27 protein-coding genes are annotated in these 26694 nt (G+C 64.8%); 12 read left to right on the top strand and 15 right to left on the bottom strand.

Annotated elements, in window-relative coordinates; translation table 11 throughout:
* The first annotated feature begins 1 nt into the window (after position 1).
* The 4 genes from BLT08_RS04700 to BLT08_RS23555 all read left to right on the top strand — a co-directional run bounded on the left by BLT08_RS04700 (position 2) and on the right by BLT08_RS23555 (position 2479).
* A complete protein-coding gene (locus tag BLT08_RS04700; protein WP_006088592.1) occupies positions 2–187 on the top strand; it encodes a DNA-directed RNA polymerase subunit K in 186 nt (61 codons plus the stop codon).
* Positions 184–1395: a phosphopyruvate hydratase gene (eno, locus tag BLT08_RS04695; RefSeq protein ID WP_090303600.1), complete on the top strand. Its 1212-nt coding sequence runs from the start codon at positions 184–186 to the stop codon at positions 1393–1395. The genes BLT08_RS04700 and eno overlap by 4 nt, the downstream gene beginning before the upstream one ends.
* Positions 1392–2207 (top strand): 30S ribosomal protein S2, encoded by an 816-nt coding sequence (rpsB, locus tag BLT08_RS04690; protein ID WP_006088594.1) that lies wholly within the window; start codon positions 1392–1394, stop codon positions 2205–2207. The genes eno and rpsB overlap by 4 nt, the downstream gene beginning before the upstream one ends.
* A gap of 149 nt (positions 2208–2356) precedes the next feature.
* Positions 2357–2479: a hypothetical protein gene (locus BLT08_RS23555; protein ID WP_281245250.1), complete on the top strand. Its 123-nt coding sequence runs from the start codon at positions 2357–2359 to the stop codon at positions 2477–2479.
* 432 nt (positions 2480–2911) lie between these two features.
* Here the strand turns inward: BLT08_RS23555 and BLT08_RS04685 are convergent, their stop codons facing one another.
* The 6 genes from BLT08_RS04685 to BLT08_RS04655 form a co-directional block, all read right to left on the bottom strand.
* Positions 2912–3874, bottom strand: coding sequence for a glycosyltransferase family 4 protein (locus BLT08_RS04685; protein WP_090303599.1), 963 nt, complete (start codon positions 3872–3874; stop codon positions 2912–2914).
* Positions 3871–5022, bottom strand: a complete 1152-nt coding sequence (locus BLT08_RS04680) for a DUF354 domain-containing protein (protein WP_090303598.1) — start codon at positions 5020–5022, stop codon at positions 3871–3873. The genes BLT08_RS04685 and BLT08_RS04680 overlap by 4 nt, the downstream gene beginning before the upstream one ends.
* A gap of 577 nt (positions 5023–5599) precedes the next feature.
* Positions 5600–6523 carry a thiamine-phosphate synthase family protein gene (locus BLT08_RS04670; protein ID WP_090303596.1) on the bottom strand — a complete coding sequence of 308 codons (924 nt, stop codon included), beginning with the start codon at positions 6521–6523 and terminating at the stop codon, positions 5600–5602.
* A gap of 80 nt (positions 6524–6603) precedes the next feature.
* Entirely contained in the window at positions 6604–7494 is an 891-nt protein-coding gene (phnE, locus tag BLT08_RS04665; protein WP_090303595.1) for a phosphonate ABC transporter, permease protein PhnE, read from the bottom strand.
* On the bottom strand, positions 7487–8188 hold the full coding sequence (locus tag BLT08_RS04660; protein ID WP_090303594.1) for a phosphonate ABC transporter ATP-binding protein: 702 nt from the start codon (positions 8186–8188) through the stop codon (positions 7487–7489). Before BLT08_RS04660 ends, phnE begins: the two co-directional genes overlap by 8 nt.
* Before the next feature lie 6 nt (positions 8189–8194).
* Positions 8195–9211, bottom strand: a complete 1017-nt coding sequence (locus BLT08_RS04655; RefSeq protein ID WP_090303593.1) for a phosphate/phosphite/phosphonate ABC transporter substrate-binding protein — start codon at positions 9209–9211, stop codon at positions 8195–8197.
* 130 nt (positions 9212–9341) lie between these two features.
* On the opposite strand from BLT08_RS04655, the gene mvk reads away from it, so the two are divergent.
* On the top strand, positions 9342–10328 hold the full coding sequence (gene mvk / locus BLT08_RS04650) for a mevalonate kinase (RefSeq protein WP_090303592.1): 987 nt from the start codon (positions 9342–9344) through the stop codon (positions 10326–10328).
* Positions 10325–11065, top strand: coding sequence for an isopentenyl phosphate kinase (locus BLT08_RS04645; protein ID WP_090303591.1), 741 nt, complete (start codon positions 10325–10327; stop codon positions 11063–11065). The genes mvk and BLT08_RS04645 overlap by 4 nt, the downstream gene beginning before the upstream one ends.
* 363 nt (positions 11066–11428) lie before the next feature.
* Here the strand turns inward: BLT08_RS04645 and BLT08_RS04640 are convergent, their stop codons facing one another.
* Entirely contained in the window at positions 11429–13762 is a 2334-nt protein-coding gene (locus tag BLT08_RS04640) for a universal stress protein (protein ID WP_090303590.1), read from the bottom strand.
* Positions 13763–13893: 131 nt separating this feature from the next.
* On the bottom strand, positions 13894–14802 hold the full coding sequence (locus tag BLT08_RS04635; RefSeq protein WP_090303589.1) for a DUF726 domain-containing protein: 909 nt from the start codon (positions 14800–14802) through the stop codon (positions 13894–13896).
* A 442-nt stretch (positions 14803–15244) separates the two neighbouring features.
* On the opposite strand from BLT08_RS04635, the gene BLT08_RS04630 reads away from it, so the two are divergent.
* Positions 15245–16597, top strand: a complete 1353-nt coding sequence (locus BLT08_RS04630; RefSeq protein ID WP_090303588.1) for a ribonuclease J — start codon at positions 15245–15247, stop codon at positions 16595–16597.
* A gap of 1 nt (position 16598) precedes the next feature.
* Positions 16599–17648, top strand: coding sequence for a geranylfarnesyl diphosphate synthase (gene idsA3 / locus BLT08_RS04625; protein ID WP_090303587.1), 1050 nt, complete (start codon positions 16599–16601; stop codon positions 17646–17648).
* 64 nt (positions 17649–17712) lie between these two features.
* Here idsA3 and BLT08_RS04620 read toward each other — a convergent pair whose 3' ends face one another.
* Positions 17713–18198 carry a TspO/MBR family protein gene (locus tag BLT08_RS04620; RefSeq protein ID WP_090303586.1) on the bottom strand — a complete coding sequence of 162 codons (486 nt, stop codon included), beginning with the start codon at positions 18196–18198 and terminating at the stop codon, positions 17713–17715.
* Positions 18199–18379: 181 nt separating this feature from the next.
* Between BLT08_RS04620 and BLT08_RS04615 the strand changes: the two genes are divergently transcribed.
* Positions 18380–20098: a glutamate--tRNA ligase gene (locus BLT08_RS04615; RefSeq protein WP_090303585.1), complete on the top strand. Its 1719-nt coding sequence runs from the start codon at positions 18380–18382 to the stop codon at positions 20096–20098.
* 33 nt (positions 20099–20131) lie between these two features.
* Here the strand turns inward: BLT08_RS04615 and BLT08_RS04610 are convergent, their stop codons facing one another.
* The 4 genes from BLT08_RS04610 to BLT08_RS04600 form a co-directional block, all read right to left on the bottom strand.
* Complete coding sequence (locus BLT08_RS04610) at positions 20132–20458, bottom strand: FmdB family zinc ribbon protein (RefSeq protein ID WP_090303584.1); 327 nt, start codon at positions 20456–20458, stop codon at positions 20132–20134.
* Between the two features lie 166 nt (positions 20459–20624).
* The gene (locus tag BLT08_RS04605) at positions 20625–21518 is read right to left on the bottom strand and encodes a carboxypeptidase regulatory-like domain-containing protein (RefSeq protein ID WP_090303583.1); all 894 of its coding nucleotides are present in this window, start codon (positions 21516–21518) and stop codon (positions 20625–20627) included.
* Positions 21519–21660: 142 nt separating this feature from the next.
* Positions 21661–21834: a DUF8014 family protein gene (locus BLT08_RS22870; RefSeq protein WP_175529231.1), complete on the bottom strand. Its 174-nt coding sequence runs from the start codon at positions 21832–21834 to the stop codon at positions 21661–21663.
* Positions 21835–21914: 80 nt separating this feature from the next.
* Positions 21915–22400: a DUF456 domain-containing protein gene (locus tag BLT08_RS04600; protein ID WP_090303582.1), complete on the bottom strand. Its 486-nt coding sequence runs from the start codon at positions 22398–22400 to the stop codon at positions 21915–21917.
* 149 nt (positions 22401–22549) lie between these two features.
* Between BLT08_RS04600 and BLT08_RS04595 the strand changes: the two genes are divergently transcribed.
* A complete protein-coding gene (locus tag BLT08_RS04595; protein ID WP_090303581.1) occupies positions 22550–23296 on the top strand; it encodes an SDR family NAD(P)-dependent oxidoreductase in 747 nt (248 codons plus the stop codon).
* 13 nt (positions 23297–23309) lie between these two features.
* Here BLT08_RS04595 and BLT08_RS04590 read toward each other — a convergent pair whose 3' ends face one another.
* Both BLT08_RS04590 and BLT08_RS04585 read right to left on the bottom strand, forming a co-directional pair.
* Positions 23310–24146, bottom strand: a complete 837-nt coding sequence (locus BLT08_RS04590) for an ABC transporter permease (protein ID WP_090303580.1) — start codon at positions 24144–24146, stop codon at positions 23310–23312.
* Positions 24143–25273, bottom strand: a complete 1131-nt coding sequence (locus BLT08_RS04585) for an ATP-binding cassette domain-containing protein (protein WP_090303579.1) — start codon at positions 25271–25273, stop codon at positions 24143–24145. The genes BLT08_RS04590 and BLT08_RS04585 overlap by 4 nt, the downstream gene beginning before the upstream one ends.
* Before the next feature lie 488 nt (positions 25274–25761).
* On the opposite strand from BLT08_RS04585, the gene BLT08_RS04580 reads away from it, so the two are divergent.
* Together BLT08_RS04580 and BLT08_RS04575 are read left to right on the top strand one after the other, a co-directional pair.
* Entirely contained in the window at positions 25762–26100 is a 339-nt protein-coding gene (locus tag BLT08_RS04580; protein ID WP_090303578.1) for an ArsR/SmtB family transcription factor, read from the top strand.
* A complete protein-coding gene (locus BLT08_RS04575; protein ID WP_090303577.1) occupies positions 26097–26636 on the top strand; it encodes an SRPBCC family protein in 540 nt (179 codons plus the stop codon). The genes BLT08_RS04580 and BLT08_RS04575 overlap by 4 nt, the downstream gene beginning before the upstream one ends.
* Positions 26637–26694 lie beyond the last annotated feature (58 nt).

Genomic DNA, 26694 nt, shown 5'->3' with positions numbered 1-26694 from the left:
CATGCAACAGGAACGTCACAATCGCTACGAGAAAGCACGCATCCTCGGCGCGCGAGCGCTGCAGGTGTCCTACGGCGCGCCGGTGTTGATCGAGACGAAGCAGACCGAACCGATCCTCATCGCCGCCGAAGAGTACGATGCCGGCGTCCTGCCGTTTACCGTCAAGCGGGGGTACGACCGGAAATGACGCGCATTACCGACGTTCGGCTGCGTCGAATCCTCGACTCCCGGGGCAACCCGACGGTCGAGGCCGACGTCGTCACCGAGAGCGGCGGATTCGGTCGCGCTGCAGCACCCAGCGGTGCCAGCACGGGCGAGTACGAGGCCGTCGAGCGACCCGCCAACGAGGCGATCGCCGCGGCCCGCGAACGCGCCGTCCCCCGACTCGTCGGTGAGGCCTACGCGGGCAACCAGCGAGAAGTCGACTCGATCCTCCGCGCTGCGGACGGCACGGACGACTTCTCGGAGATCGGCGCCAACAGCGCGGTCGCCATTTCGATGGCCGCCGCGAAAGCCGGTGCCGACGTCCTCGGCGCGCCGCTGTTCCAGCACTTAGGCGGTGCGTTCCGCGGCGAGAACTTCCCGATCCCGCTCGGCAACGTCGTCGGCGGCGGCGAACACGCCGCCGACGCGACCGACATTCAGGAGTTCCTCGTCGCCCCCGTCGGGGCGCCGAACGTCGAAGACGCCGTCTTCGCCAACGCCGCCGTCCACGACGCCGTCGCCGACCTGCTCGAGGAACGAGGCGTTCCGTCAGGCAAGGGCGACGAGGGTGCGTGGGCGCCGTCGATCGACGACGAGGAGGCGTTCGAAATCGTCGACGAGGCGGTGTCGCAGGTCGAAGACGAGGTCGGTTTCGGTATCGGCTTCGGACTCGACGTCGCAGCCGCCGAGATGTACGACGACGAGTCGGAGACCTACGAGTATGAGTCCGCCGGCGTCAGCCGCGACACGGACGAACAGATCGCGTACATCGCCGATCTGGTCCGCGAGTACGATCTGGTCTACGTCGAGGATCCCCTCGACGAGAACGACTACGACGCCTTCGCCGAACTCACCGACGAGGTCGGCGATCAGACGCTGATCTGTGGTGACGACCTGTTCGTCACGAACACGGATCGGCTCATCGAGGGCATCGACCGCGACGCGGCCAACAGCATCCTGATCAAGCCGAACCAGATCGGGACGCTGACCGACGCCTTCGACGCGATCGAACTCGCGACCCAGAACGGCTACGACTCGGTCATCTCTCACCGCTCGGGCGAAACCGAGGACACGACGATCGCACACCTCGCCGTCGCGACCGACGCACCCTACATCAAAACGGGTGCCGTCGGCGGCGAGCGAACCGCCAAGCTCAACGAGCTCATCAGAATCGCAGACGACGCGACATGACAGATAACGACGCAACCCAGGAAGGGCTCGACGCCGCCGAAGACGAGATCGACGAGGAGCCAGCCGAAGGGCCTGGCCCCGCCGCCGATCCCGAGGAAGACGTCGAGCCAGCCGAGGAACAGCCCGCCGACGCCGAGGCCGAGGAGGCCGACGCCGACGCAGAACCAGTGACCGACGAGGAGCCCGAAGACGAGGGGCCGACGCTCGACGACGACGTCATGAGCGACGAGGAGGCCGACCTCCTCATCCCCGTCGAGGACTACCTCGGTGCCGGTGTCCACATCGGTACCCAGCAGAAGACCAAGGACATGGAGCGGTTCATCCACCGCGTCCGAACCGACGGTCTCTACGTGCTGGACGTCTCGAAGACCGACGGCCGTATCCGCACGGCCGCGGACTTCCTCGCGAACTACGACCCGGAGCAGATCCTGGTCACCTCGAGCCGTCAGTACGGTCGCTTCCCGGCCGAGAAGTTCGCCGAAGCCGTGGGCGCTCGCGCCCGCACCGGCCGCTTCATCCCGGGCACGCTGACCAACCCCAAGTACGACGGCTACATCGAACCCGACGTGGTCGTCGTCACGGACCCGATCGGCGACGCCCAGGCCGTCAAGGAGGCCATCACGGTCGGCATCCCGGTCATCGCGATGTGTGACTCGAACAACCAGGTCAGTAACGTCGACCTCGTCGTCCCGACGAACAACAAGGGTCGCAAGGCCCTCTCGGTCGTCTACTGGCTTCTCGCGAACGAAGTCCTCGACAAGCGCGGCGCGGAGCCGTCCTACTCGCTCGAGGACTTCGAGAGCATGGTCTAACGCGTTCGAATTCGGATACTGTTCGTTTTTCGGGTGGACGACGAAGTCGGTCAGCGACTGCCGAGTGCAAACGCCGAGAACCGCTCTGAGACGCGCTCGAGTGGACAGACGAACAACAGAGTTACGTAGGAACCGTGCCAACGGGAGGTATGTTCGATTCACTGTTCGATTTCGAAGAGAAGGCGATCCCGGTCCCGGTCGTGGTCGCGACGGCGGCGCTGATCGCGATTTTCGCGCTCGGGATCCCGTTCCGCCTTATCGTCGGGTTCTGAGTACTGATTCGTCGCCCGATCGACGATCGTTCGTCCGCGCTGTCACAGAGATTTGGATCGGAGAGCCGGATACGGCACGTTATCAAGCGGATTAGGGCGCTAAAACCTCGCGCTTCAGCGCGGGGATACAGCGTCCGCGCGTAGTTTTAAGCGGTTCTACGGCGTACTGAATGCTAACCGAGGCGGTCTACCCGCCCTATCCTAATGAGACAATATCGGGATTCGCCCTTTCGTCGTGGAAGGCACCCCTTCCATCAGATGAGCAGGGTGCAGGAAGCACAAGATAACCCTGAATCCCCATCTCACGACGGCGGATAGGGGTAACGGTAGCGTGGCACTGCCAGCATTCCCTCGGGAATGTTAAACCGTAAATCTCCCAAACCAGCAAGCCTTCGCTTGTGGGAAGCTCTGCCGTTTACGGCGGAGAGGATGTCACACTCGCATCGTTTGCTCGAGACAGCGCTCGTAAATAGCTCGGAGCCGCGCCCCCATCTCGTCGGTGCCGTACCCGGTGATTTGCGGTCTCCCGTCCGCGGGTTCGCCCGTCTCGAGGACGGCCGCCAACCGCTCACGAAGCGTCTCCTCGTCGTCCGCGATCGCGGCGTTCGAGACATCCGCGAGCACCTCGCGGGCGAAACCGACGTCCCGCGAAACCACCGGAGTGTTACAGGCGACGGCCTCCTTGATCGTCATCGGGCCGCTCTCGAATCGCGACGTGAGCAGGACGGCGTCGGCGGCGTTCAGGTAGTACGGCACGTCCGCGTAGGGCTCGTTGGCAACGGTCCGGAGGCTGACGTCTCCCTCGAGTCCGTCGACGACGCGTTTCGCCAGCGGGTAGTTCTTCTCTTCGCGCGACGGCGCGTAGGGGAAGAGCACGATCCGCTCGTCGGTCGTCCAACCGACGCGTTCGCGGGCCTCTGCCCGTGGAATCGGCCGGAACTGTTCCGTGTCGACGGGGAACGGAACGACGTGACAGGATCGGTCGACGCGACCGGCCATCGCGTTCGATGGAACGACGACCTCGTCGGCTCGAGCGGCGAACCGTTCGATGAGCGACGCGTAGGGGTTGTCGCGATACTCGCCGCCCCAGAGCGTACAGACGACCGGCAACTCGGTCCGCGGGAGCGAGGACGCCGCGACGGCGAACGGACAGGTAAGCCCGTAGTTGGCGTGAACGAGGTCGTAGTCGTCGCCCGCTTCTCGGAGTACCTGCGGCAGATATCTGGCGTAATCAATCGGCGTTCGCTGCTCGACGTCGTCGTCGCGCGCGCGGTGTTCACCCGGAACGGGCAGAGTCGTCACCTCGACGTCGGCAGCGCCGAGTGCAGCAAGCTGACTCTGATAGAAGCTCCGCCAATCAGTCGTGGTGAGACTCAGGACGCGTATGGTCCTCATCGGTTCGAAATCGGCTCGTTGCGTTCGTCCGTTGCTGGGTCGAGCCCGACCCGCGCTCCGGTTGCTGGTTCTGGCTCGCTCCGTGGTTCCGTTTCCAGAGGCGGTTCGTCGACATCCTCGAGAAGCTGCCCGAGCACGTACTCGCTGACGTCGATCGTCTCCTCGAGGAGCGTCTCGCGTCGGTCCGCCCACGTCTCGGCGGCGTTCGGATCGCGGTAGAGTCGCTCGATGGCCTCGATGCCTTCGGCTTCGTGAGTCGTGTGGAACGACCGGACGAGTCCGCGTTCCTCGAGCTCCCTGAACTTCCCCATCTCGTTCTCTCCCGCGAACGGGCTGATGCGAACGGTCGGCGTCCCGAGGACGCCGGCCTCGAGCGTGGTCGTCGCGACCTCGCCGACGACGATGTCGGCGAACGCGAGCAGGTGGTGGAACGCCTCGGGCGGGACGGGGAGCGACTCGCCGCCGCTGGGGATCGATCCGTCGCCCTCCGCGGAGACGTACACCCGTCCGTCGGCGCCGAGCAGGTCGACGATTTCGCAACGCCCCTCGGGAGAGATCCCCGCCTTGCCGACGTCGTGGTTGCCGTTCCACGCGCCGAACCGGAGGACCGCGTACCGTTCGTCGGGATCGACGCCGTGTCGGCGCAGGACCGACGGATCGGGTTCGAATCGATTCGGGTGGAGGTAGGCGAGTTCGTGGTAGCCGGGGTAGGTGACGTGATCGTCGCCGTACTCTTCGCGGAAGCTCTCGGGCGTGTAGAGGGCGTCCGCGAACGGAAGGGTCAGTCGATTCCCGGTGTTGATCGCCGTCTCGGTATCGATGTAGACGTGGCTCTCCGCGCCGACCAGCGTGGCGACGTGCGTCGCGGCGATACCGTGACTGCTGACGATGTACGCCGGGTCGATAGCGCGTGCCCGCCGGAGCAGTCGCACCTCGTACGATAGTTGCGTCAGTCCCAATCCGAGCCAGCCGTCGGGTTCCCCACAGAGCAGTTCGTGATCGATGTCGTACGCGTCGAGAAGGCGTCCAGCCACCCCCTTTTCACGAGCGAACACGTGCACGTCGTGTCCCGTCCTCTCGAGTTCACGGACGACGTGCTTGAAGAAGTGGACGTTCGCCGCGTGCTGGATCGTGATGATGATATCCATTCGTGCTAAGACAGATAATTCTATACAATTGACACGCATTACTATCGGCGTCTTAGAACCGTACACGCTCTCGAAACCGCGACGACTATTGTTTAATTGATAATTGTGGCTGTTGCAATTGTGCTGACAGTACGGAAAACTCGTCGTTGGCTGGCGCCTCGAGACCCGTCGCAACTGCCGAACAGAGTCTGCCTGAACGGTATTTATGACGATGATGAATAGTTTCGAGCAGTTCATCGACTCCTTCGGCTGCGTCGATCGCCGTCGTGTCGAACACGTCCGTCGTGGATTCGATCCCGAACGCGCCCCGGTGTGGGATGTTTCGTGGGTGACCGTACCGCGTTCGTCGAACCGATTCCGGAAATCCTCACAGCTATCTTCGTAGTCGGTATCGCACTCGAGGGCGAATACGCTCGTTTCGAGGTGCAAGCGACGAGTGAGGATCCGTCACAACTGACAAAACGACGGATATCCGCGAGAGCAGGATGTGACACTCGAGTCGCCGAACGACGACGAACTCGAGTTCGATTCGCAAACACGCCGACTCGGTTCCGATAGCCCGGGCCAGCACGAACCGTTACGACGACGCAATCGCGACCAGTTCGTCCACGAGTTGGGCCGCGTCACCGGTCGTCGACCCGAACACGAACGTCGTCGGTTCGATGCCGAACGCCCCCTCGTGGTAGGCCACGAGCGGAACCCCGCCCCGACCCTCGAAGCGCGACCGAAGATGAGCGCCGCGGTCCTCGTAATCGGCGTCGAACTCGAGCGGTTCCAGCCCCAGTTCTCCGGCGGCCTCGAGAAGTCCTTCGTCGGTCGCGACGTTGATCGCACCCCGGACGTCGGAATCAACGGCGTTAGCAGCGAGAAGAGCCGTGGCGACGTGTTTCGACGCACCGAACTCGGGATTGGCGGGAATCTCGATCCGGCGACCCATCGAGTAGATTCGGCCCGGAATCGCGGCGACGTCGGTCTCGTCCCGCGGCTCCGGCAGACACATCCCGACGTTGGTGCCGACGTTCGGCACGTAGTCGGCCATCTCGGGAATCGCGGCCAGCGTTCGTGCGGCCGTCCGCACGTCGGCGAGCACGTCGCGTTCGGCCCGGACGTCGGCGTCGAGTCCGCGAACGCAGAGGTCACAGCCGAGCCCGCGAAGGGCGGGCATCTCCTCCTCGTGGAGTTCGCAGATCGGCCCGCGGTCCTCGAGAGTACGGACGAGCGCGAGGAGTTCGGCCAGCGCGTCGTAGCCGTCCATCTCGCCGCTCGAGAGCCCGTCGGCGATTCGGTCGACCGTCGCGACCGTTTCGGGGTGCTCGCGAAATCGATCGTCGCCACCGCTCTCGCCGCCGACGTACTTGCTGACGGCGGCCTGGGTAACGCCGAGGTTGGCCGCGATCTCCTGTTGAGTCATGCCGCGATCGGCGAGTCGGGTCGCGAGCATCGCTCGAACCGTGGGGAGAAACCGGTCGACGACGAGTTCGCTCGGCAGGACGAGAGACATACGACCGCGTAGCGCGGACACCGGCTTAAATCCGGCTACCGCGGCCGAGCGAGCGCGCTCGAGCGATCTCACCGCCCCGGTCAGTTCCGTGCGGCCCGCCGATCGGCGTCGAGCAGGCTCCGGAGCCGATTCGCGACGAGTTCGACGCTCACGACGAGGACGAGAATCGCCACGATCGCCGCCATCACGCGCGTGTAGTTTCTGGCGTTGAACGCCATGAACAGCGGGTAGCCGATCCCGCCAGCACCGACGATGCCGAGCACCGAACTCTTGCGGGCGTTGATCTCGAGGTAGAACAGCGTCCACGCGACGTAGGCCGTCGACACCTGCGGAAGTCGAGCGGCGGCGGTCGTCGCCAGCAGTCCGGCCCCGCTCGAGGCGACGGCGTCGACCGGCGCACGGTCGATCTCCTCCATCTCGTCGGCGAAGAGTCGACCGAGGTCGCCGACCGTCCCCATCGCGATGGCGAGCGCGCCGGCGACAGGGCCGAGTCCGGCGAGGATCACGAACAGGAGCGCGTAGACCATGCTCGGCACGGCGCGGACGCCGCCCAGAAACAGCCGCAGCGGGGCGTGGACGATTCTCGGCGTCACGTTGCTCGCGGCGAGGATCCCGAGACAGAACGCGAGCGGGAGTCCGATCGCCGTCCCGACGCCCGCGATAGCCAGCGTCTCGAGGGTCGCCGACGCCAGCGTCGAGCCGTCCGACTGCAACTGCGCCCAGAGCTGTGCGGGCGCGAGCATCTCCTCGAGTAAAACATCCCGCAGGTTCCGGCGGTGTGCGTAGAGGTACGCCAGATCGAAGCCGAGCCACCGTGCGGTCGCGAGGACGACGGCGACCAGCCCGACGACGGCACCGATCCGAACGACGAATCGGCGTCGCCAGCGGGCCTGTATTCGATCGAACTCCTCGCCGACGGAGGGGGCTGCAGATCCGGATCGATCGTCCACTCCGGCGTCGGGATCAGCCATGGTACACCTCCGCGATTCGGTCCGGATCCATCTCGGTCGCCGTCTCGTTGACCGTGAGCCGTCCGTCGGAAAGCCCGAGGTACCGATCCGCAACTTCACGGGCCAGTCGCGGCTGGTGGAGGCTCACGAGCCCGATCAGGTTCTCGCGGCGAACGACCGCGGCGAGGCGCTCGAGGACGGCGCGGGCGGTCGCCGGATCGAGCGAGGCGACCGGTTCGTCGGCCAGCAGCACCCGCGGCTCCTGCTGGAGTGCGCGAGCGATGCCCACGCGCTGGCGTTCGCCGCCCGAGAGGTCGCCGACGCGACGGTCCGCGTAGCCGGCCAGGTCGACCGCGTGAAGCCGTTCGATCGCGGCCCGCTTCGCCGCGGGCGTGTGCCACCCGAGCAGTTCCCGCCAGACGGGTTCGCGCGCGAGTCCGCCGTCGAGGACGTTCTCGAGGGCCGATTTGTTGTCGAGCAGTGCGCCCGACTGAAAGACCAACGCCGCGTCTGTCGGCTCGAGCGGCTCGCCCGCGAGTCGAATCGAACCAGAATCCGGCCGTTCCAACCCATCGATGCACCGCAACAGCGTCGTCTTCCCCGCACCCGACCGGCCGACCAGCACCGCGAGCGACCCGGGCTCGAGTTCGAACGAGACGTCGGCTACCGCCGCGACGTCGTCGTAGCGTTTCTCGAGGCCGGAAACGGTGAGCATGGGCGATTACTCGTCGGTCTCGTTCCCGTCGCCGGTTTCGGCCCCGTCGTCACCGTCGTCTGTTTCGGTTCCGTCGTCGTCAGTTCCGTTGTCTTCGTCGTCATCGCTACCCTCGTCCTCGGCGTCGTCGAGCGTCTCGATATCGACGCCCATCTCCTCGGCGATGTCGCGAACGTGGCCGTAGAGCTCCGGATCGAACTCGCCGTACTCGTCGACGCGGTGGTCCTCGAGCGCCTCCTCGGGCGTCTCAACGAGTCGATCGGCGAGTTCCTCGCGGACTTCCTCGGGCGTGTCCGGTTTGGCGACGATCACGTCGAACGGGATCGGATCGCTCTCGGCGATTTTGACGATTTCGTCGTCGTCGGGGTGTTGAAAGTCGCCGTAGGCTGCGGCGTCGACGTGACCCTCCTCGAGCACGCGGAGCGCGGCGTCGTGGCTCCCGGCCCACTGGATGTCGAAGTCCTCAGGGTCGGTCTCGAGGTCGCCCGCGTGCAGTCCCTCCTGAGAGAGCCGGTGGCGGGGGAACATCCCGCCGCTGGCGGACATCGGGTCGACCATCGCGACGGTCTTCCCCTCGAGGTCCCCGATCTCCTCGACGTCGGTGTCGGCTCTGGTCGCGATGTACGTGTGGTAGGAGTCCGAGCCGTGCGACCAGTTGATCGCCAGCGGGTGGACGTCGTCCTCTTGAGCGAGGACGAAGATGAACGGCGAGAGGTTCGCCAGTTCGGTGTGGCCGTTGACGACGCTTTCGACGACGCCGCTGTAGTTCGTCGTCGGCACGCCGTCGACGCTGTCGATTTCTTCGAAACCGTCCGCGAGCCACTCGAACGTGCCCGCGTACTGTTCTTCGAGTTCCTCCTGGCTCTGAAACGGCGGCAGACCGAACTCGATACTGCCGTCGGCCCACGCGCCGACGGGGTGTTCGTCGTCGTCGATATCCGAGCCGGCGAAGCCGTCGAGACAGCCCGCTGCACCCGCTGTGAGACTTCCTGTCACTGCGCCGAGATACGTTCTCCGGTTCATAGACGAACTGGGTACCACCGCTGGTTAACACTCACGAATACCACCGTCGGGAGTCAACTGGCTATCACGATCGGAGCGGCCATCGTCCCGAGAAGATAGCTATTAACCGTCGTCGTGCGAACGGCCGGCCATGGCAGTCTCGAGCGCTCCCGGGAAGGTGTACTTGTTCGGGGAGCACGCGGTGGTCTACGGCGAGCCCGCGGTTCCGTGCGCCATCGAGGTGCGGGCGCGGGTCGGCGTTGAGCAACGGGCGGACAGCAAACTGCGCATTCACGCCGAGGATCTCAGTCTGGACGGCTTCACCGTCGAGTACGGCGGGACGGCCGACGGACCGCCGGACGTGGACGTCCAGGAGTCGCTACTCACCGCGGCGATGGGGTACGTCGACGGCGCGATCGAGCAGGTCCGGGACGTCACCGGCGAGGACGAGGTCGGCTTCGACGTGACGATCGAGAGCGACATCCCGCTCGGTGCGGGGCTGGGATCGTCGGCGGCCGTCGCCGTCGCCGCGATCGACGCCGGCACTCGCGAACTCGGCACGACGCTCGAGACCGCGGAACTCGCCGAGCGGGCCTATCAGACGGAGTACGAGGTCCAGGGCGGACAGGCGTCTCGAGCCGATACGTTCTGTTCGGCCACGGGCGGGGCCGTCCGCGTCGAGGATGCCGACTGTCGCTCGCTCGAGGCACCCGACCTCCCGATCGTGGTCGGCTTCGACGGCGGGGCCGGCGACACCGGGAAACTCGTCGCCGGCGTTCGCGACCTCCGCGAGGAGTACGAGTTCGCCGCGGACACGGTCGAATCGATCGGCGACATCGTCCGAAACGGCGAGGAGGCGCTCGCCGCGGCGGACGTCGAGGAGCTCGGTCGACTGATGAACTTCAATCACGGCCTGCTGTCGGCGCTGGGCGTCTCCTCGCGCTCGCTTGATTCGATGGTCTGGGCGGCCAGAAACGCCGGCGCCCACGGCGCGAAGCTGACGGGCGCTGGCGGCGGCGGCTGTATCGTCGCCCTCGATCCGACCGACGAGACCGAGACGGCGCTGTCGTACACGCCGGGCTGTGAGGACACCTTCCGCGCCGAACTCTCCGAAACCGGGGTGGAACGACTCGAATGATCGTCCTGAAACTCGGCGGCAGCGTCATCACGGACAAGGATCGACCGGAGACGCTCGACGGGGAGGCGCTCGAGCGGGCCGCCGACGCCGTCGCGAGCGCGGTTGAAGACGGATCGACGGACCTCGTGATCGTCCACGGCGGCGGCAGTTTCGGCCACCACAACGCCAGCGAGCACGGCGTCTCCACGACTGATGGAACGCACGACGCGACCGCGGCGCTCGAGATCCACGGCGCGATGACAACGCTGAACCAGTTCGTGCTGACGCGGCTGCTCGAGCGCGATGTGCAGGCCGTTCCGGTCCACCCGTTCTCGGCGGGCCACCGCGACGAGGAGGGCCGTCTCGAACTCCCGACCGGGCAGGTCGAGACGCTGCTCGGAGAGGGGTTCGTCCCCGTCCTCCACGGCGATATGATCGCCCACGCGGGCTCGGGCGCGACCGTCGTCAGCGGCGACGAACTGGTGGCCGAACTGGCTCGCGACCTCGCGGCCGACCGAATCGGCCTCTGTTCGACGGTGCCGGGCGTACTGGACGACGACGAGGCGGTCATCGAGCGAATTTTGGCCTACGAGGACGTCGAAAGCGTGCTGGGTGCCAGCGATTCGACCGACGTGACCGGCGGGATGGTCGCGAAGGTGCGAGCGTTGCTCGCACTCGAGGCTGAAGCGTCTATTTTCGGTCTCGAAGAGTTGGATGCGTTCCTCGGGGGCGACGAACCGGGGACGACGATAGCGTGATCTGCAGGACGTAGAGGGACCGTTCACCCGACGATTGCTATTGCAACGAAACCGACGGCGATCCCGGCTACCAGTGTTATCGCGACCGTGAGACCGACGCCGACGACCGGCGAAAGTGAGGTTGCCAGGTCGCGTGTCGCCGATCGTGGAGTCATAACTGTGGTTGTCGTGTAGAATCCCTCGTGGGAAGAACGTACGTGTCGACTCAGCACTCGACTCGCGTTTCGTGTCGCCGGCGATCCATTGTGAGTGTCGCACTCGAGACCACACGAGCGATATCGCGGTCGATTCGGCCGAACGCTCGACGGCGCGATCTGGGTTTTGGGACGTGTCGATCCGCGCCGCCGAATTGGACGGACCGAGTCAGTCGAACAGCACCCGGTCGAGGATCGGCCGCAGGAACGAGCCCCGACGCGTTTGCTTGGAGTGGACGAGCAACACCGGTTGGTCGATAGCGGCGGCGAGACGGTCGGATCGCTGTTCGATCACCAGGTCCGGGAGCCTGCGGTGAGTCACCGTACTCAGGATGACGATATCGGCGGACTCGAGCGCCCGCGAGAGACCCTCGACGGAGTCGTTCGCGCGGACGATGGTCGAGTCGACGGGCACCGTACAGAGATCGTCCAACTCGGCGTGGTACTCTTCGATCGTCTCGGTGAGTTCCTCGGGAGCGTTCTCGGAAACGGCGTAGCAGAACCGGATGCGTGCGCCGAGGACGTCCGCCATCGCGTCCGCGAGTTCGACCTTGAGCGGATCGTTGAACGGACTCCGGTCGGTGACGATGGCGATCTCGTCGACCTGCACCCGCTGTTCGTGCTGGACGAAGACGACGTCGCAGGGCGCGTGGTCCATGATCCAGTCGGTGTCCCGCCCGAGGAGGGTTCCGAGGCGGCTGGTCGCCTCCTGGCGGGCGAGGATGAGATCCGCGCCGATTCGGTCCGCGAAGTTGACGACCGCGTGTCGCGTGTCGTGACTGACAATCTCGCCGACTTCGACGGGCACCTCGAGGTAGCGGACCAGTTCGTCGGTTCGCTCCTCGAACTCGATGTCGGCTTCGGAGAGCTCCTCGGCGGCCGTATCGAGAGGCACCTGATCGGGCACCTCGTCGAACCGAACGACGCGAATCCGGCCGTTCCGACGGCTGACGATCGGTGCGGCCATCTGGATCAGGGCGTCCTCCTGTTCACGGGAGACGTCCTGTCGGATCGGGATCAACAGTTCGTACTGGTCGGTAGCGCGGGCGGGTTGTGGGGAGTCCGCTCCTTCCTCGAGTTGCGCTTCGGTGTCGCGAACGAACTGCTTGCTAGCTTCCCGACGAGCGAGTCCCTTGGCGACGCCTTCGCGTTCGACCTTCTCCTTTGCGTACCAGCGGAACCAGACGAAGCCGAAGATCACGATGACGATCGAGCCGACGATCTCCTGGACGTCCATCTGGGAGATGATGAAGATTCCCGAGAAGATGCCGAACAGCTGGACCCAGGGGTAGCCCGGCGTGTGGAAGTCGGGGTTGTACCACTCGAGGTCACGTTCGCGGAAGGCGATCAGCGCCCCGCAGACGAGGATGTAGACGAGGATCTGGAACGCGCCGGCCATCTTGGCGATCTCGTCGACCTCCTGGGTGGCGACGATGAAGATGATGATCGCACCGGTGGTGAGGATGGCGACGAACGGCGTCGAGAACCGCGGGTGGATATACTCGAACTTCGAGAGGAAGAGGTTGTCGCGGCTGAGCGCGAGCGGGTAGCGAGAGGCGGTCAAAATGCCCGCGTTGGCGGTGCTGATGAGGGCAAGCAGGGCAGCGAGGACGATCGCACCGACGGCGAGTGTCCCGAGTGGGATGCCGCCCCAGATCGTCACCTCGCCGAAGAGGAGCTCCGTCGCCTCGGCCATCGGCTCCTCCGTGCCGGTCAGCGCTTCACCCTCGACGACGCCGACGAGGACGAACACGAGCAGGGCGTAGAGGAAGGCCGTGGCGATCAGCGAGACGAGCAGGCCGAGCGGGAGGTTCCGGCCGGGGTTCTCGATCTCTTCGGCGACGGCAGCGACTTTCGTCACGCCGGCGTAGGAGACCAGCACGAGCGCCGTCGCACTGAGGATCCCATCGATCCCCTCGTCGAAGAAGCCGTCGAAGTTCGCGCCTTCGACCTGAATGATCGAGCCGGCGACGAACGCCGAGAGGATCGCGAGCATAACGATGACCATGATCAGCTGGAGCCCCCCGGTCTGTTTCACGCCGAAGAGGTTGACCGCGATGAGCACGATCGCGAACGTAATTCCGAGCGCGCGGACGCCGGGGATCGTAAGCGTCGATTCGACCGCGGGAACGGCGAGATCCCACGTCGGAAGCTGGTAGACGAAGTTGATGTAGAACATGCCGCCGTACAGCGCGAGCGATCCTTTGAGCATCAGCATGAGCCACGTCCCGAGGCCCGCTATGGTTCCGAACGTCGGCCCCAGTCCGCGCTCGATAAAAACGTAGTCACCGCCCGCTTCGGGCATCGCCGTGCCGAGTTCGGCGATGGAGAGCGCCGCCGGCACGACCAGAATCGCCGCGATTACGAACGCGAGGATCACGGCCGGTCCCGCTTCGGCCATCGCGACGCCAGGGAGGATGAAGATCCCGCTCCCGATCATCGCTCCCATACTGATCGCGATCACGGCAAACAGCCCCAGGTCGCGCTCGAGATCTTTCGCCATTACCGGCCCGTTCTAAACGGGGGTTTAGAAAACTTCCCATTTTGGTGCCGTCAGTCTCATAAACTCGTGGTGGAAGCTAATATAGAAATAAATGGCGGCAATAATCGTACATTTGGGAGATTTTTACCGGCTTAGAAGTTCGCGACGACCTCGTGGAGACAGCCATCGCTTCCGTAGTAGCCGCTGTGGCCGGAGACGTAGCCGACGTCGTGGTCGGTGTAGTTCCCCGGAGGCGTTCCGTCGCAGCCGGCGTTGCCGACGGCGTTCCCCCACTCGGCGAACCCGTACGCCCAGTTGAGCACGCTATCGTCGTCCATCCAATAGTTGTCGACGCGGCCGGCCGCAGCGGCGATGTCTTCGCCGTAGGTCCCCGCCATCGAGACCGAATCGTCGTCGGCCGCCCCGCCGAGAAGCGAGACGGATGCGACGTCCGAAAGCCGATCCCAGGCGTGGAGGTTTTTCAGCGCCATCAGGACGACGCGGGCGCCGAGGGAGTGTGCGACGTATCGGACCTGTACGCCAGGGTTCTCATTTTTGTACGCATAGGTGAAGTTGGCGAGTTTGGCGCCGTTCTGTTCGGCGATCTCGGTCGAATCGTACCAACCGTGGTCCGAATCCCACGTGTAGCCGACGACCGGGTGTCCGTAGTCTTCGGCAGCGAACGTCGACGCCGCGGTGCCGAAGGTGCAGACGGCACCTTCCGGACTGTTGTCCCAGCCGTGGACGAACACGACGAGTTCCGACGGGGCGGAGCCGTGGACGCCGGGGAGATCACCGCCGGCGTACTCGACGTTGTGGACGTCGTTTCCGTCGGTGAGGTGGACGCCGCCCGACGTGGCGAAGTGGCCGCGCGTCGTTACGCGCGGAATCGACCACGGCGGATCGTCACAGCCGTCGCCCTTTTCGCCCGCGGTCGCGGTCGACGCACCGCCGACGATCGCCCCCGCCCCGACGACGGCGGCCCCCGACGTTCGGAGCACGGTTCGTCTCGAGACGACTGACTCGTGCCTGTTACTGCCATTCGTGGGTTGTGTTGGCATACAATTTTTTACTCACTAAACGAAGTAATGAATCTTTATACTATTTCGATAGATGAAAGGCGAGTGGTCCGTCTGCGGAACGTCGTCAATACGAGTGCCAGCTATCCGACGAATCCGCGCGTTCGGATCGGTACGAAACCGAACGGATCGGCGGCCCCCGCACCAATCTTCCCGAATTCGTTCGGCCGGTATCGCTCGTGCTGTCGCGGGCGGAAAACCCACGGAGTTTATACCGTACCGGTGTGTAGAGTCACGTAGCGAAACCCGCGGGCAAGTGCGTTCGGGGCTCACGACGGTGTCGTGGGCCGAATCGGAGACGAAGTGTCTCCCCGTTCGCATAGCGGGATGGCCGACGCGCTGTAAGACGCCGGGGCCGTGCGAACCGGGAGTCCGCGGACCGTTTCGACGAGAGTCCACCACGCGGCTTTCAGTACAACGAACTATGGAAATCGAAATTGCAACAATTGGCGGCTACGAAGAAGTCGGCCGGCAGATGACTGCCGTCCGCGCCGGTGAAGACGTCGTTATCTTCGACATGGGGCTGAACCTCTCGCAGGTTCTGATCCACGACAACGTCGAAACCGAACGGATGCACAGCCTCGATCTGATCGACATGGGTGCGATTCCGGACGACCGGATCATGTCCGATCTCGAGGGCGACGTGCAGGCGATCGTTCCGACCCACGGCCACTTGGACCACATCGGCGCCATCTCGAAACTGGCCCACCGATACGACGCCCCGATCGTCGCGACGCCGTTTACGATCGAACTCGTCAAACAGCAGATCGAGGGCGAACAGAAGTTCGGCGTCGAGAACGACCTGATCAAGATGGACGCCGGCGAGACGATGTCGATCGGCGACAGCGGTAACGTCGACTTAGAGTTCGTCAACGTCACCCACTCGATCATCGACGCGATCAACCCGGTCCTCCACACGCCCGAAGGGGCCATCGTCTACGGACTGGACAAGCGGATGGACCACACGCCCGTCATCGGCGACCCGATCGACATGAAGCGCTTCCGCGAGATCGGTCGCGAGGGCAACGGCGTCCTCTGTTACATCGAGGACTGTACGAACGCGAACAAGAAGGGCCGAACGCCCAGCGAAAACGTCGCCCGCGAACACCTCCGGGACGTCCTCTACAGCATGGAGGACTACGACGGCGGGATCGTCGCAACTACGTTCTCGAGTCACATCTCGCGCGTGACCTCGCTGGTCGAGTTCGCAAAGGACATCGGCCGACAGCCCGTCCTCCTCGGTCGCTCGATGGAGAAGTACTCCGGGACCGCGGAGCGACTCGACTTCGTCGACTTCCCGGACGACCTCGGAATGTTCGGCCACCGGAAGTCGGTCGACCGCACGTTCAAACGGATCATGAACGAGGGCAAGGAGAACTTCCTGCCCGTCGTCACCGGCCACCAGGGCGAGCCACGCGCGATGCTCACCCGGATGGCCCGCGGCGAGACGCCGTACGAACTGGACGACGGCGACAAGGTCGTCTTCTCCGCCCGCGTTATTCCGGAGCCGACCAACGAGGGCCAGCGCTACCAGGCCGAGAAACTGCTCGGCATGCAGGGCGCCCGCATCTACGACGACATCCACGTCTCCGGCCACCTCAACCAAGAGGGCCACTACGAGATGCTCGACGCACTCCAGCCACAGAACATCATCCCCGCTCACCAGGATCTGAAAGGCTTCTCCGGCTACGTCAACCTCTGTGAGAGCGAAGGCTACCAGATGGGCCGGGACGTTCACGTAACGCGCAACGGTAACCTCATCCAGCTTGTCGACTGATATGACGACCCCAGAGGCACGAGAAGAGGCGGTGCTCGAGGCCGTTCGGAAGCGCCGCGAGCAGGTCAACGAGGCCATTCCCGAGGAGTTACCGATCCAACGACCCGAACGGCTCTACGAGGCGTCGCGGTATCTGCTCGACGCCGGCGGAAAGCGGCTCCGGCCGACGGTGCTGCTCGCCACGGGAGAGGCGCTCGTCGACGTCGAGCCGCTCAGCGAGGACTACCGCGCGTTTCCCACGATCGATGGAGACACGATCGATCTCATGGACGCCGCCGTCAGCGTCGAGGTCATCCAGTCGTTCACGCTGATCCACGACGACATCATGGACGACGACGACCTCCGGCGCGGCGTGCCGGCCGTCCACAAGGAGTACGACCTCGAGACGGCGATTCTCGCCGGCGACACGCTCTACTCGAAGGCGTTCGAGATCATGCTCGAGACGGGAGCCGATCCCTCTCGGACCGTCGACGCGCTCGGCATCCTCGCGACGACCTGTACGAAAATCTGCGAGGGCCAGTCGCTGGACGTCACCTTCGAGAACCGAACCGACGTCACGCCCGAGGAGTACCTCGAGATGGTCGAACAGAAGACGGCCGTGCTGTACGCGGCGTCCGCGTGTCTCCCCGCGATCTTGCTCGGAGCCGACGACGAGACCATCGACGCGCTCTACGGCTACGGACTCGATATCGGCCGCGCGTTCCAGATTCAGGACGACGTCCTCGATCTGACCGTCCCGAGCGAAAAACTCGGGAAGCAACGCGGCAGCGACCTCGTCGAGAACAAACAGACGCTGATCACCGTCCACGCCCGCGATCAGGGTGTCGACATCGAAGGGCTGGTCGATACGACCGACGTCGAGGCGGTCACCGAGGCCGAGATCGACGACGCCGTCGCCGAACTCGAGGCGGCCGGCTCGATCAGCTACGCGAACGAGAAGGCACGCGATCTCGTCGATCAGGGGAAGGCACGACTCGAGGTCCTCCCGGACAACGAGGCCCGCGACCTGCTCTGCGAGCTGGCGGATTACCTGATCGAACGCGGCTACTAAGACGACTCACCCGAGTCGAGTCGATTTTTCTGTGGCGGTCGATCCTGACGCGACGCTGTACTGATCAGCCGCCGACGTAAATCGTGTAGTTGAGTACGATAGCGAAGCTCACCCAGGCGAGATACGGCACGAGCAACGCGGCTGCAAGGCGGCTGATGCGGTCGAATGCGACGATCGTGGCGACGATCGCAACCCAGAGGGCACCGATGATGAGCAGTCCCAGATCGGCGCGTTGGAGTCCGAAGAAAACGGGCGTCCACGCGAGATTGAGTGCGAACTGGAGCGCGAACGCGGCGAGTGCGAGCGTGACCGCACGCCGGCTCGTCCACCGCTGCCAGACGAGTACGAGCGAGACACCCATGAGCGTAAACAGCAGCGTCCAGACGATCGAGAAGACGTAGCCCGGCGGGAAGAACCACGGCTCCGCGAACCAGGACGTATCGGAGCCGACGACGAACGCCGGCGACGATCCGAGCAGGTTGACACCGAGTATAATGGCGAGGCCGCCGAGCAGTTCCCGTATCTCGAGGCGTCCGACGCGGGTTTCCATACGGAGCTTTCGATCCCGAAACGGGTAGTGGCTGTCCTTGGCAGCACAAGCAATCCAGCCGGGAGTTCGTCGTCCCCGTCGTCCACCGCTTCGAGACGCTCCCGAAACTCGGCCGAGCCGAATCCGGCCCCGCGAGCGAACACCGCGAGGGTTTTGGTCCGGGCACGAATAGCGCTCACCAATGGACGACGATCTACGCGAGCGGATCGAGCGCGAGGCGGAAAAGCACGCGCTGTTGAACGCCGTCAAACACGAGAGCGACGCAGACGTCGGGGCGATCATGGGGCCGCTGATGGGTGACAACCCCGATTTCCGCGAGCACGGCGGCGAGGTTCCGGGTATCGCGGGCGGCGTCATCGGCCGGATCAACGACCTCTCTTACGAGGAAAAGCGGGAGCGACTCGAGGACCTCGCCCCCGAGGAACTCGCCGAAATCGAAGCCGAGGACGAGGCAGACGAACACGACCTCCCCGACCTGCCCAACGCGGACGACTACGACGAGGTCCGAATGCGCGTCGCGCCGAACCCCAACGGACCGTGGCACGTCGGCCACGCCCGGATGCCCGCCGTCATCGGCAGCTACAAGGAACGGTACGACGGCTGGTTCTGCGTCCGCTTCGACGACACCGACCCCGAGACGAAGCGGCCGGACCTCGAGGCCTACGACGCGATCCTCGAGGATCTGGACTACCTCGGCTTCGAGCCCGACGACGTTTACAGAGCGAGCGACCGTCTCGAGACCTACTACGAACACGCCCGCGAACTGATCGAACTGGGCGGGGCCTACACCTGCTCCTGTTCGGGCGAGGCGTTCTCGGAACTGAAGAACAGCGGCGAGCCGTGTCCCCACCGCGATAAGGACCAGGAGACGGTCCTCGAGGAGTTCGAGGCCATGATCGACGGCGAGTACGAGAGCGGCGAGATGGTCCTTCGCGTCAAAACGGACATCGAGCACAAGAACCCCGCACTGCGCGACTGGGTCGCCTTCCGGATGATCGACACGCCTCACCCGCGCGAAGCGGCCAGCGAGTACCGCTGCTGGCCGATGCTCGACTTTCAGTCGGGGGTCGACGACTATCTGCTCGAGGTCACTCACATCATCCGCGGCATCGACTTACAGGACTCCGCCAAACGCCAGCAGTTCGTCTACGACTACTTCGGCTGGGAGTATCCCGAGGTGGTCCACTGGGGCCACGTCCAGATCGACGCCTACGACGTGAAGATGAGTACGTCGACGATCGCGGAACTGATCGAACGGGGCGAGCTCGACGGTTGGGACGACCCGCGCGCCCCGACGCTCAAGAGCCTCCGTCGGCGCGGGATTCGCGGCGATGCCATCGTCGAGGCGATGGCCGGACTCGGCACCTCGACCAGCGACGTCGACCTCGCGATGAGCGCGATCTACGCGAACAACCGCGACCTGATCGACGAGGAGACGGACCGGCGCTTTTTCGTTCGCGACGGCAATCAGGTTCCGCTGGGCGGCAGCCCGCCGGACGAGGCGAACCCGCCGCTCCATCCCAACCACGAGGAGCGCGGCGTCCGCGAGATCCCCGTCGGCGCCTCCGTGATGCTCGAGGAGGACGACCTCCCCCAGCGCGAGGATCGCATCTGGCTCAAGGGACTGGGTTGTTTCCAATTCACGCGGGACGTGCTCCAGTACACGGGCGAGGACATCGACGTGGTCCGCGAGGGCGACGTCGACGTCGTCCACTGGGTGCCCGCAGACGAGAGCGTCGCGGTTCGTATGCGAACGCCCGACGGCGACGTTCGGGGGCATGCCGAACCGGGCGTCGGCGACCTCGAACCCGACGAGGTCGTGCAGTTCGAGCGCGTCGGCTTCGCGAGAATAGACCGTTACGACGAGGACGAGACCGTCGTCTACTACACACACGACTGAGTCAGAGGGCGACTGGTCGGCACTCGAGTTCGGTTACGCTTCGGTGTCTTCGTCGTGCTCTGCTTCCTCGATGAGCACGTCGGGATCGGTGTCTTCGGTGTCCTCAGACTCGTCGATGGTTTCGGCCGAAACGGTTTCGTCGGGTTCCGTATCGTCTTCACCGTCCGCGGTCTCCGTAGTTGTCTCGGGTTCCGTCACGCGCTCGATTTCGCTGCTGCCACACTCCGGACACTGCTCCTGTTCGCTGAAGATTTCGGATCCGCAGTTTCGGCACCGATAGTCGGCGCTCTCGTCTCGAGCGGACACCGCCTCCTGTTTGAATCGCTCGACCTTCTCGCCAAGCCGCTCGAACATTCCCATAGTCGCGAGATGGTTCCACAGACAGATAAATTCCGTCGGTAGAACAAATGAGCTGAATCGCGGGTCGAAGGACCAGAGAGCGTCCGAACACCATTATTCGCTCGCATTACCGTCGCGGGAGCGCGATCGAACGGGTGAGTTGGGTACGCTCCCGGACGAGGTTCGATTACTCCGCTTCGAGCGTCACGTCCTGTTCCGTCACGCGGCCGAACCGAACGGCGACGTCGGTCTCGAGGCGCTCGTAACCCGATTCCGAGACGTCCAGCGTGTACTGACCGTGCGGGAGTTCGACGGTAAACTCGCCCGTCTCTGACGTCCGTTCGATCATCGTCGACCGGTCGCTCTTGAGTCGAACCATCGCGTTCGGAATCGGTTCGCCCGACTCGTCGGCGACCGTGCCCGAAACCCACCCGTCGGGGTGGATCGTCCGCTCGTCGTCGGGGAGTTCGACCAGCGACCGAACGCTCTCGTCGGCCTCGACGTACACCTCGTCGTAGCCGTCGCCGTAGCCGTCGGCGTCCGAGGCGCGAACCTCCCACCAGCCCTCGGCGACGACGAAGCCGCGTCGCCAGCGATCGTTGTCCGGCACCCGGCCGCCCGGCGCGATCACGCTGTGTTCCTCGCCGTTCCCGTAGATGGTCACTCGAGAGTCGATGGTCGACCCGCCGCCGTCTTCGATAACGGCGACCTCGAGTTCGCCCTTGTCCGGCCCCCACTCGCGGCGAAGGTCGAAATCGGCGGTGACCGTCTCGCCTGCCTCGAGGTTGATCTCTTCGGAATCCGCGACGTAGCCGTTCGAGTCAACCGCGAGCGTGTACGTACCGGGCACGAGTTCCCGCTCGTACGAGCCGTTGCTCGCGCTGTCGGTGTCGTGTTCCCCGTCGAACGTCACCGTGACGTCCTCGACGGGGGTTCCACCGTACGCGAGTCGGCCCTCGACTCGCCCCGTCTCCTCGGACTGGGACGTGGCTCCGACGGCGTTCGTGGTGCCGGCAGTGGCGAGAAGCCCTGCGGTGACGAGACTCGAGCGCTGAATGAAGGTTCGTCGATCGGAGTGCATGGGATGCTGTGGTGAGCAAGCCGTCATCCCGTCATATCTCTTCTGGAAACCGTCGTTTACAGCCTCGATAACGTCTCTAAAGCACGAATGTATCGATATAGTTTACGTGCGGTTGGCGACCGTCGACGGCTCGAGCCCGCACTCACTCGCCGCGTTCGAGGAGGTCGTCTCCGGTGTCGACGATCGGATCGGCGACGACGCCGTCCCGCCGACCCAGCACTCGCGCGTGGGCGGCACAGACCAGCCGGTTGTCGGTCCAGGGGATGTGGAGTTCGACGGCGGCGGGCCGGTCACAGTCGTCCTCGGTGCAGTCCATAGATGCTCTACGCCGGCGGCCGACTCAGTGTTTGTGCTCTTCGAGCGGGTCGGATAGAGACCAACGAGACGGTCGAGCCGTCAGAACGCGAAGACGGCGAGGACGAAGACGAACAGGATCGTCGCCGTCAGCAACGCCTGAATCGCCGTCGACGCGAGGGTGCCGACGGTCGCGAAGAGCGCGGACCGAGTGCTGTGGGCGGCGTCGCCGCGCCGGAAGTACTCGAGGAGGAAGACCGTCCCGAACAGGCCGACGAGCAGGCCGAGGGGTCCGACGACGAGGAGCAGCGTGATGGCCACGACGGCGGCGATGGTGGTCGTCGTCCACGACGCGCCGCCGACTCGAGCCGCGAGCGAGCCGGCGAAGAACTCGGCGAAGAGCGTCAACAGCCCGAGCAGCGTGAGGACGGCGAGCGTGATCGTTCCGGGTTCGGCGAAGCCGGAGTGCCACCAGTAGAGGTAGATCCCCGACAGCGAGAGCAGCCCGCCGGGGACGAGCGGGACGAGCGTCCCGACGACGCCGCCGACGAGCAACGCGACTGCGAGGATCGTGATCGCATCGACCATACCGACTCCGACGGCCGGCCCGGCAAAAGGCGTACGGTCTTCGGTGCAGTCAATGAGAGATCGGTCGGTGTCCGGCGTGTGATTCCCGCGGCGTCGGTGACCGGTTCCGCCTCCCGTATTCTTACGTACTCGCATCCGAACGAGTGGATATGACGCAGACACGCGGGGCGATCATCGTCGGCGCATCGTCGGGAATCGGCGAAGCGCTCGCACGGCAACTCGCCGACGAGGGCTACGAGATCGGACTCGCCGCCCGTCGGACGGAACGGATGCGAGAGATCGGAAACGAATTACCGACCAAATCGTACGTCGCGACGATGGACGTCACCGACACCGAGGACGCTCGAGCGGGCTTTTTCGAACTCGCAGAGGCGATGGGATCGGTCGACCTGGTCGTGCTCAACGCCGGCGTCGGTCCGTTCAACCCGAAACTCGAGTGGGAGCCCGAACGGCGGGCGATCGACGTCAACGTCCGCGGATTCGTCGCGCTCGCGACGGCCGCTATGGAGTACTTCGAGACCGTGGGTCGGGAGGATCACTCGAGCGAACTGGACGGCCAGCTCGTCGGCATTTCGTCCGTCGCGGCCCACTTCGGTGGCGGCGGGGTACAGGCCTACTGTGCGTCGAAGGCGTTCGTCTCGACGTATCTCGAGGGACTCCGGGCCCGTCAGCGCGGCGCGGACTCGAACGTCTCGATTACGACCGTCGAACCCGGCTACGTCGACACCGAGCTCTCGATGGGCGACTTCTGGGAGTGTTCGCCCGAGACCGCCGCGAAACAGATCGCTCGAGCGATTCAGAAGGAGAAAACACACGTTTACGTCACGCGGCGCTGGCGGGTCGTCGCGTGGGCCCTCGATCTGACGCCCAACTGGCTCCTTCGCCGGCTGTTGTAGCTGTCGACGCCCGTTATTGATGCGTACGGAACAGGTACATCGTCACGGGACCGAACACGGCGACGAGTGCGGCGGACATGAGCAGGACGATCCCGACCTCGCCGACCGTCGCGGTGCCGTGCATCAGCCCGCGCATCGCGGTGACGAGGTGGCTGACCGGGTTGACGGCGACGAACGCCTCGAGCCAGCCGGGCATCGTCTCCGGATCGACGAACACGTTGCTGACGAACGTCAGCGGGAACAGGAGCAGCATGCTTACGCCCATGAGCGATTCTGGGCTTCGCACGACGAACCCGAGTGCCGTCCAGATCCACGAGAGACTGAACGAGAACACGAGCAGGAGCGCCACCGCCGCCAGAACGCCAACGGCTCCGCCCTCCGGACGGAACCCGAGGAGCAGTCCGAGAACGATCACTATCGTCGAGGCGATCGTGTACCGCACGGCGTCGCCGAGCAGCGCGCCGACGACGACCGAGGGCTGCCAGACCGGCAGCGTTCGGAACCGATCGAAGACGCCCTCATCGATATCGTCGTTCAACGTGACGCCCGTGTAGATGGTGATGAACACGACCGTCATGGCGAGGATCCCCGGCAGGAGTTCCTGCAGGTACGCGCTCGTCGATCCCGCGAGCGCCCCGCCGAACAGGTAGGTGAACAGCAACAGGAACATGATCGGGAAGGCGGTGACGTCGAACAGCTGCTCGGGGACGTGCTTGATCTTCAGCAGCGCGCGCCAGCCGAAGGTGAGCGACGTGGATAGGGCGTTCGCTCGAGGCGGTCGCGGCTGGTTCGACACCGCCGCTCGCAGGGCCTCGGCGTCGGGCTCAGCCGCCGTGCGTTCGTCGCTCATCGGGACCCCTCTTCGGGAACCGCGTTCTCGTCTGCCGGCTGGTCGGTCAGCGCGAGGAACACTTCGTCGAGGCTGGGTTGGCCGAGCGCGAACTCCGTGACCTCGATCCCGCTCTGTGAGAGCTCCACGAACGCGTGGGCGATGCGGTCGGTTTCTGTCACGTGAGCCGAGAGCGCCGTTGGATCGGCCTCGAGATCCACGGGGACGTCGAGAATCCGGCTCAACGCGCGGCTGGCTTCCTCGCGCTGGTCGGGATCGTGTACGCGGACGTTCAGGATGCCCGAGCCGATCGAGGCCTTGAGGTCGCCCGGCGTCCCCTCGGCGATGATCTGCCCGGCATCGATGACGGCGATTCGGTCGGCGAGCTGATCGGCCTCCTCCAGGTACTGCGTCGTCAGTACCACCGTCGTTCCGTTGGCGACGAGCGCCCGGATGATCTCCCAGACCTGCGTGCGGTTCCGCGGGTCGAGCCCGGTGGTCGGCTCGTCGAGAAACAGCAATTCTGGGGTGACGACGATGCTCGCCGCGATATCCAGTCGGCGGCGCATCCCGCCCGAGTACGTCTTCACCTGTCGCGGCGCCGCTTCGGTCAGTCCGAACGCCTCGAGCAGCTCCGTCGCTCTCGCTTTTGCCTGCGCTCGCGAGTAGCCGAGCAGCCGAGCCAGCAGGACGAGATTCTCGCGGCCGGTGAGATCCTCGTCCACCGACGCGAACTGGCCGGTCATGCTCACCCGGCTGCGCACCGCGTCGGCGTCGGTCACCACGTCGTGGCCGAAGACTCGAGCCGTACCCGCGTCGGGGCGCAACAGCGTCGCGAGCAGTCGGATGACGGTGGTCTTGCCGGCGCCGTTCGGTCCGAGAAGGCCGTAGATGCCGCCCGCGGGGATCGTCAGGTCGACTCCGTCGACGGCTTTCGTCTCGCCGAAGTGCTTGACGAGTCCCTCGGTTTCGACGGCGAGCGTCGCTTTGCCGTCGCGGTTCCCGTCCGCTCCCGCGCTCTCGAGTCGGTCTCGAGTGCCGTCCGCCGACGCGACACTGGTCCGACTTTCCTCCGTCGAAGACGGCCCCTCGAGGCTCGACGGTTCCGCGAGGTCCGTGGCACTACTCGTCGACCAACGTTCCGTCACGGCCCCACCTCCGCGGGGACGGTACGTAGTCGGTTGTAGACTGTTCTTGATCGGTTGTGGGCGATACGACGAGCTAACGGTATGGTGACCGAGTGACAATTGATCATCGCGCTCTCCTCATTGTTTCAGACGCTACCAGAGCGGATATACTTGCGCCACGTGCAGAGCGAAAGTAGTCAAGTGAAGCCTTGAGGTGGCCGTAACGTCCCGATACGGGTCTCCTCGAGACACTTTCGCAGGGACCGATTGGCTGCGTCTCGGACGTCGCATTCGACGGCCGGTTCACCCTCGATTCGGAAACGGTCGTCGGCGATTCGGCCGACACCCACGTCTGCGTTTGCGGTCGAATTCTAGACGTGGACGCTCCGATGACTGTCAATGATGACCGTGCTCAGAAGAGCCGTGAATGGGATCTCAACCCGTTTATACAGTCATTCTCAGCTATTTAACTGAACGGTTAAATACGTGTGCGGCGTACATTTAACCGGATGGTTGAACGACAGTCGAACGATCCGGACCTCGATGCGATCTTCGGGGCGTTAGCCCACCCGACTCGACGGACACTCATCGAGCAACTGGCCGGCGGTCCCAAGAGCGTCGGCGATCTCGCGGAGCCCCACGACGTGTCCCTGGCGGCAGTGTCAAAGCACTTGCAGGTGCTCGAGGACGCGGGCCTCATCGAAGTCGAGCAGGACGGCCGCGTCCGCCGCTGTTACCTAGACGCCACACCGCTTTCCGACGTCTTCGGCTGGCTGACTCGGTACCGCGTGTTCTGGGAGGATCGATTCGACGCGCTCGCAGACCATTTGGAGGACGAAGATCAATGACAGAGTACGAGACGGCCGACGATACCGAGTTCGAACCCGAGGAGAGCGAATCCCGCGAGTTCGAACCGAGCGAGTACGACCTGACCATCGAGCGGACGTTCGACGCGCCACGCGATCGCGTTTGGGAGGCCTGGACCGACCCCGACCAGGTCGCTCAGTGGTGGGGTCCGAAGGGGTTCACCGTACCCAACTGCGAGATGGACGTTCGACCGGGCGGTTCCTTCAGTATCGACATGGAAGCTCCGGACGGAACCATCTACCCGGACGAAGGGGTTTTTCACGAGGTCGACGAACCCGAACGACTCGTCGTCACCAGTCGCGCCTTCGAGGACGACGACGGCGAGTTCCAACTCGAGGTTCGCCAGACCGTGACGTTCGCCGATCGCGACGGCGCGACGGAACTCACGCTCGAGGCGGAGGTCCTCACGGCCACGCTCGAAGTGGCCGAGGCGCTCGACGGAATGGAGCAGGGATGGAGCGAGAGCCTGGACAAACTCGAAGCGTTCGTCGGCCGGTCGACGAGGACGGCGGCGTGACTACCGGTATCGCGACCACACCGTGACCGAATGGACTCGCCACCGCGCATCCGACCAT

This window comes from Natronorubrum texcoconense (assembly GCF_900100335.1).
In the GTDB taxonomy this organism is placed as follows: domain Archaea; phylum Halobacteriota; class Halobacteria; order Halobacteriales; family Natrialbaceae; genus Natronorubrum; species Natronorubrum texcoconense.
The sequence above is the reverse complement of the archived record's forward strand: the minus strand, read 5'-3'. Positions and strand labels throughout refer to the sequence as shown.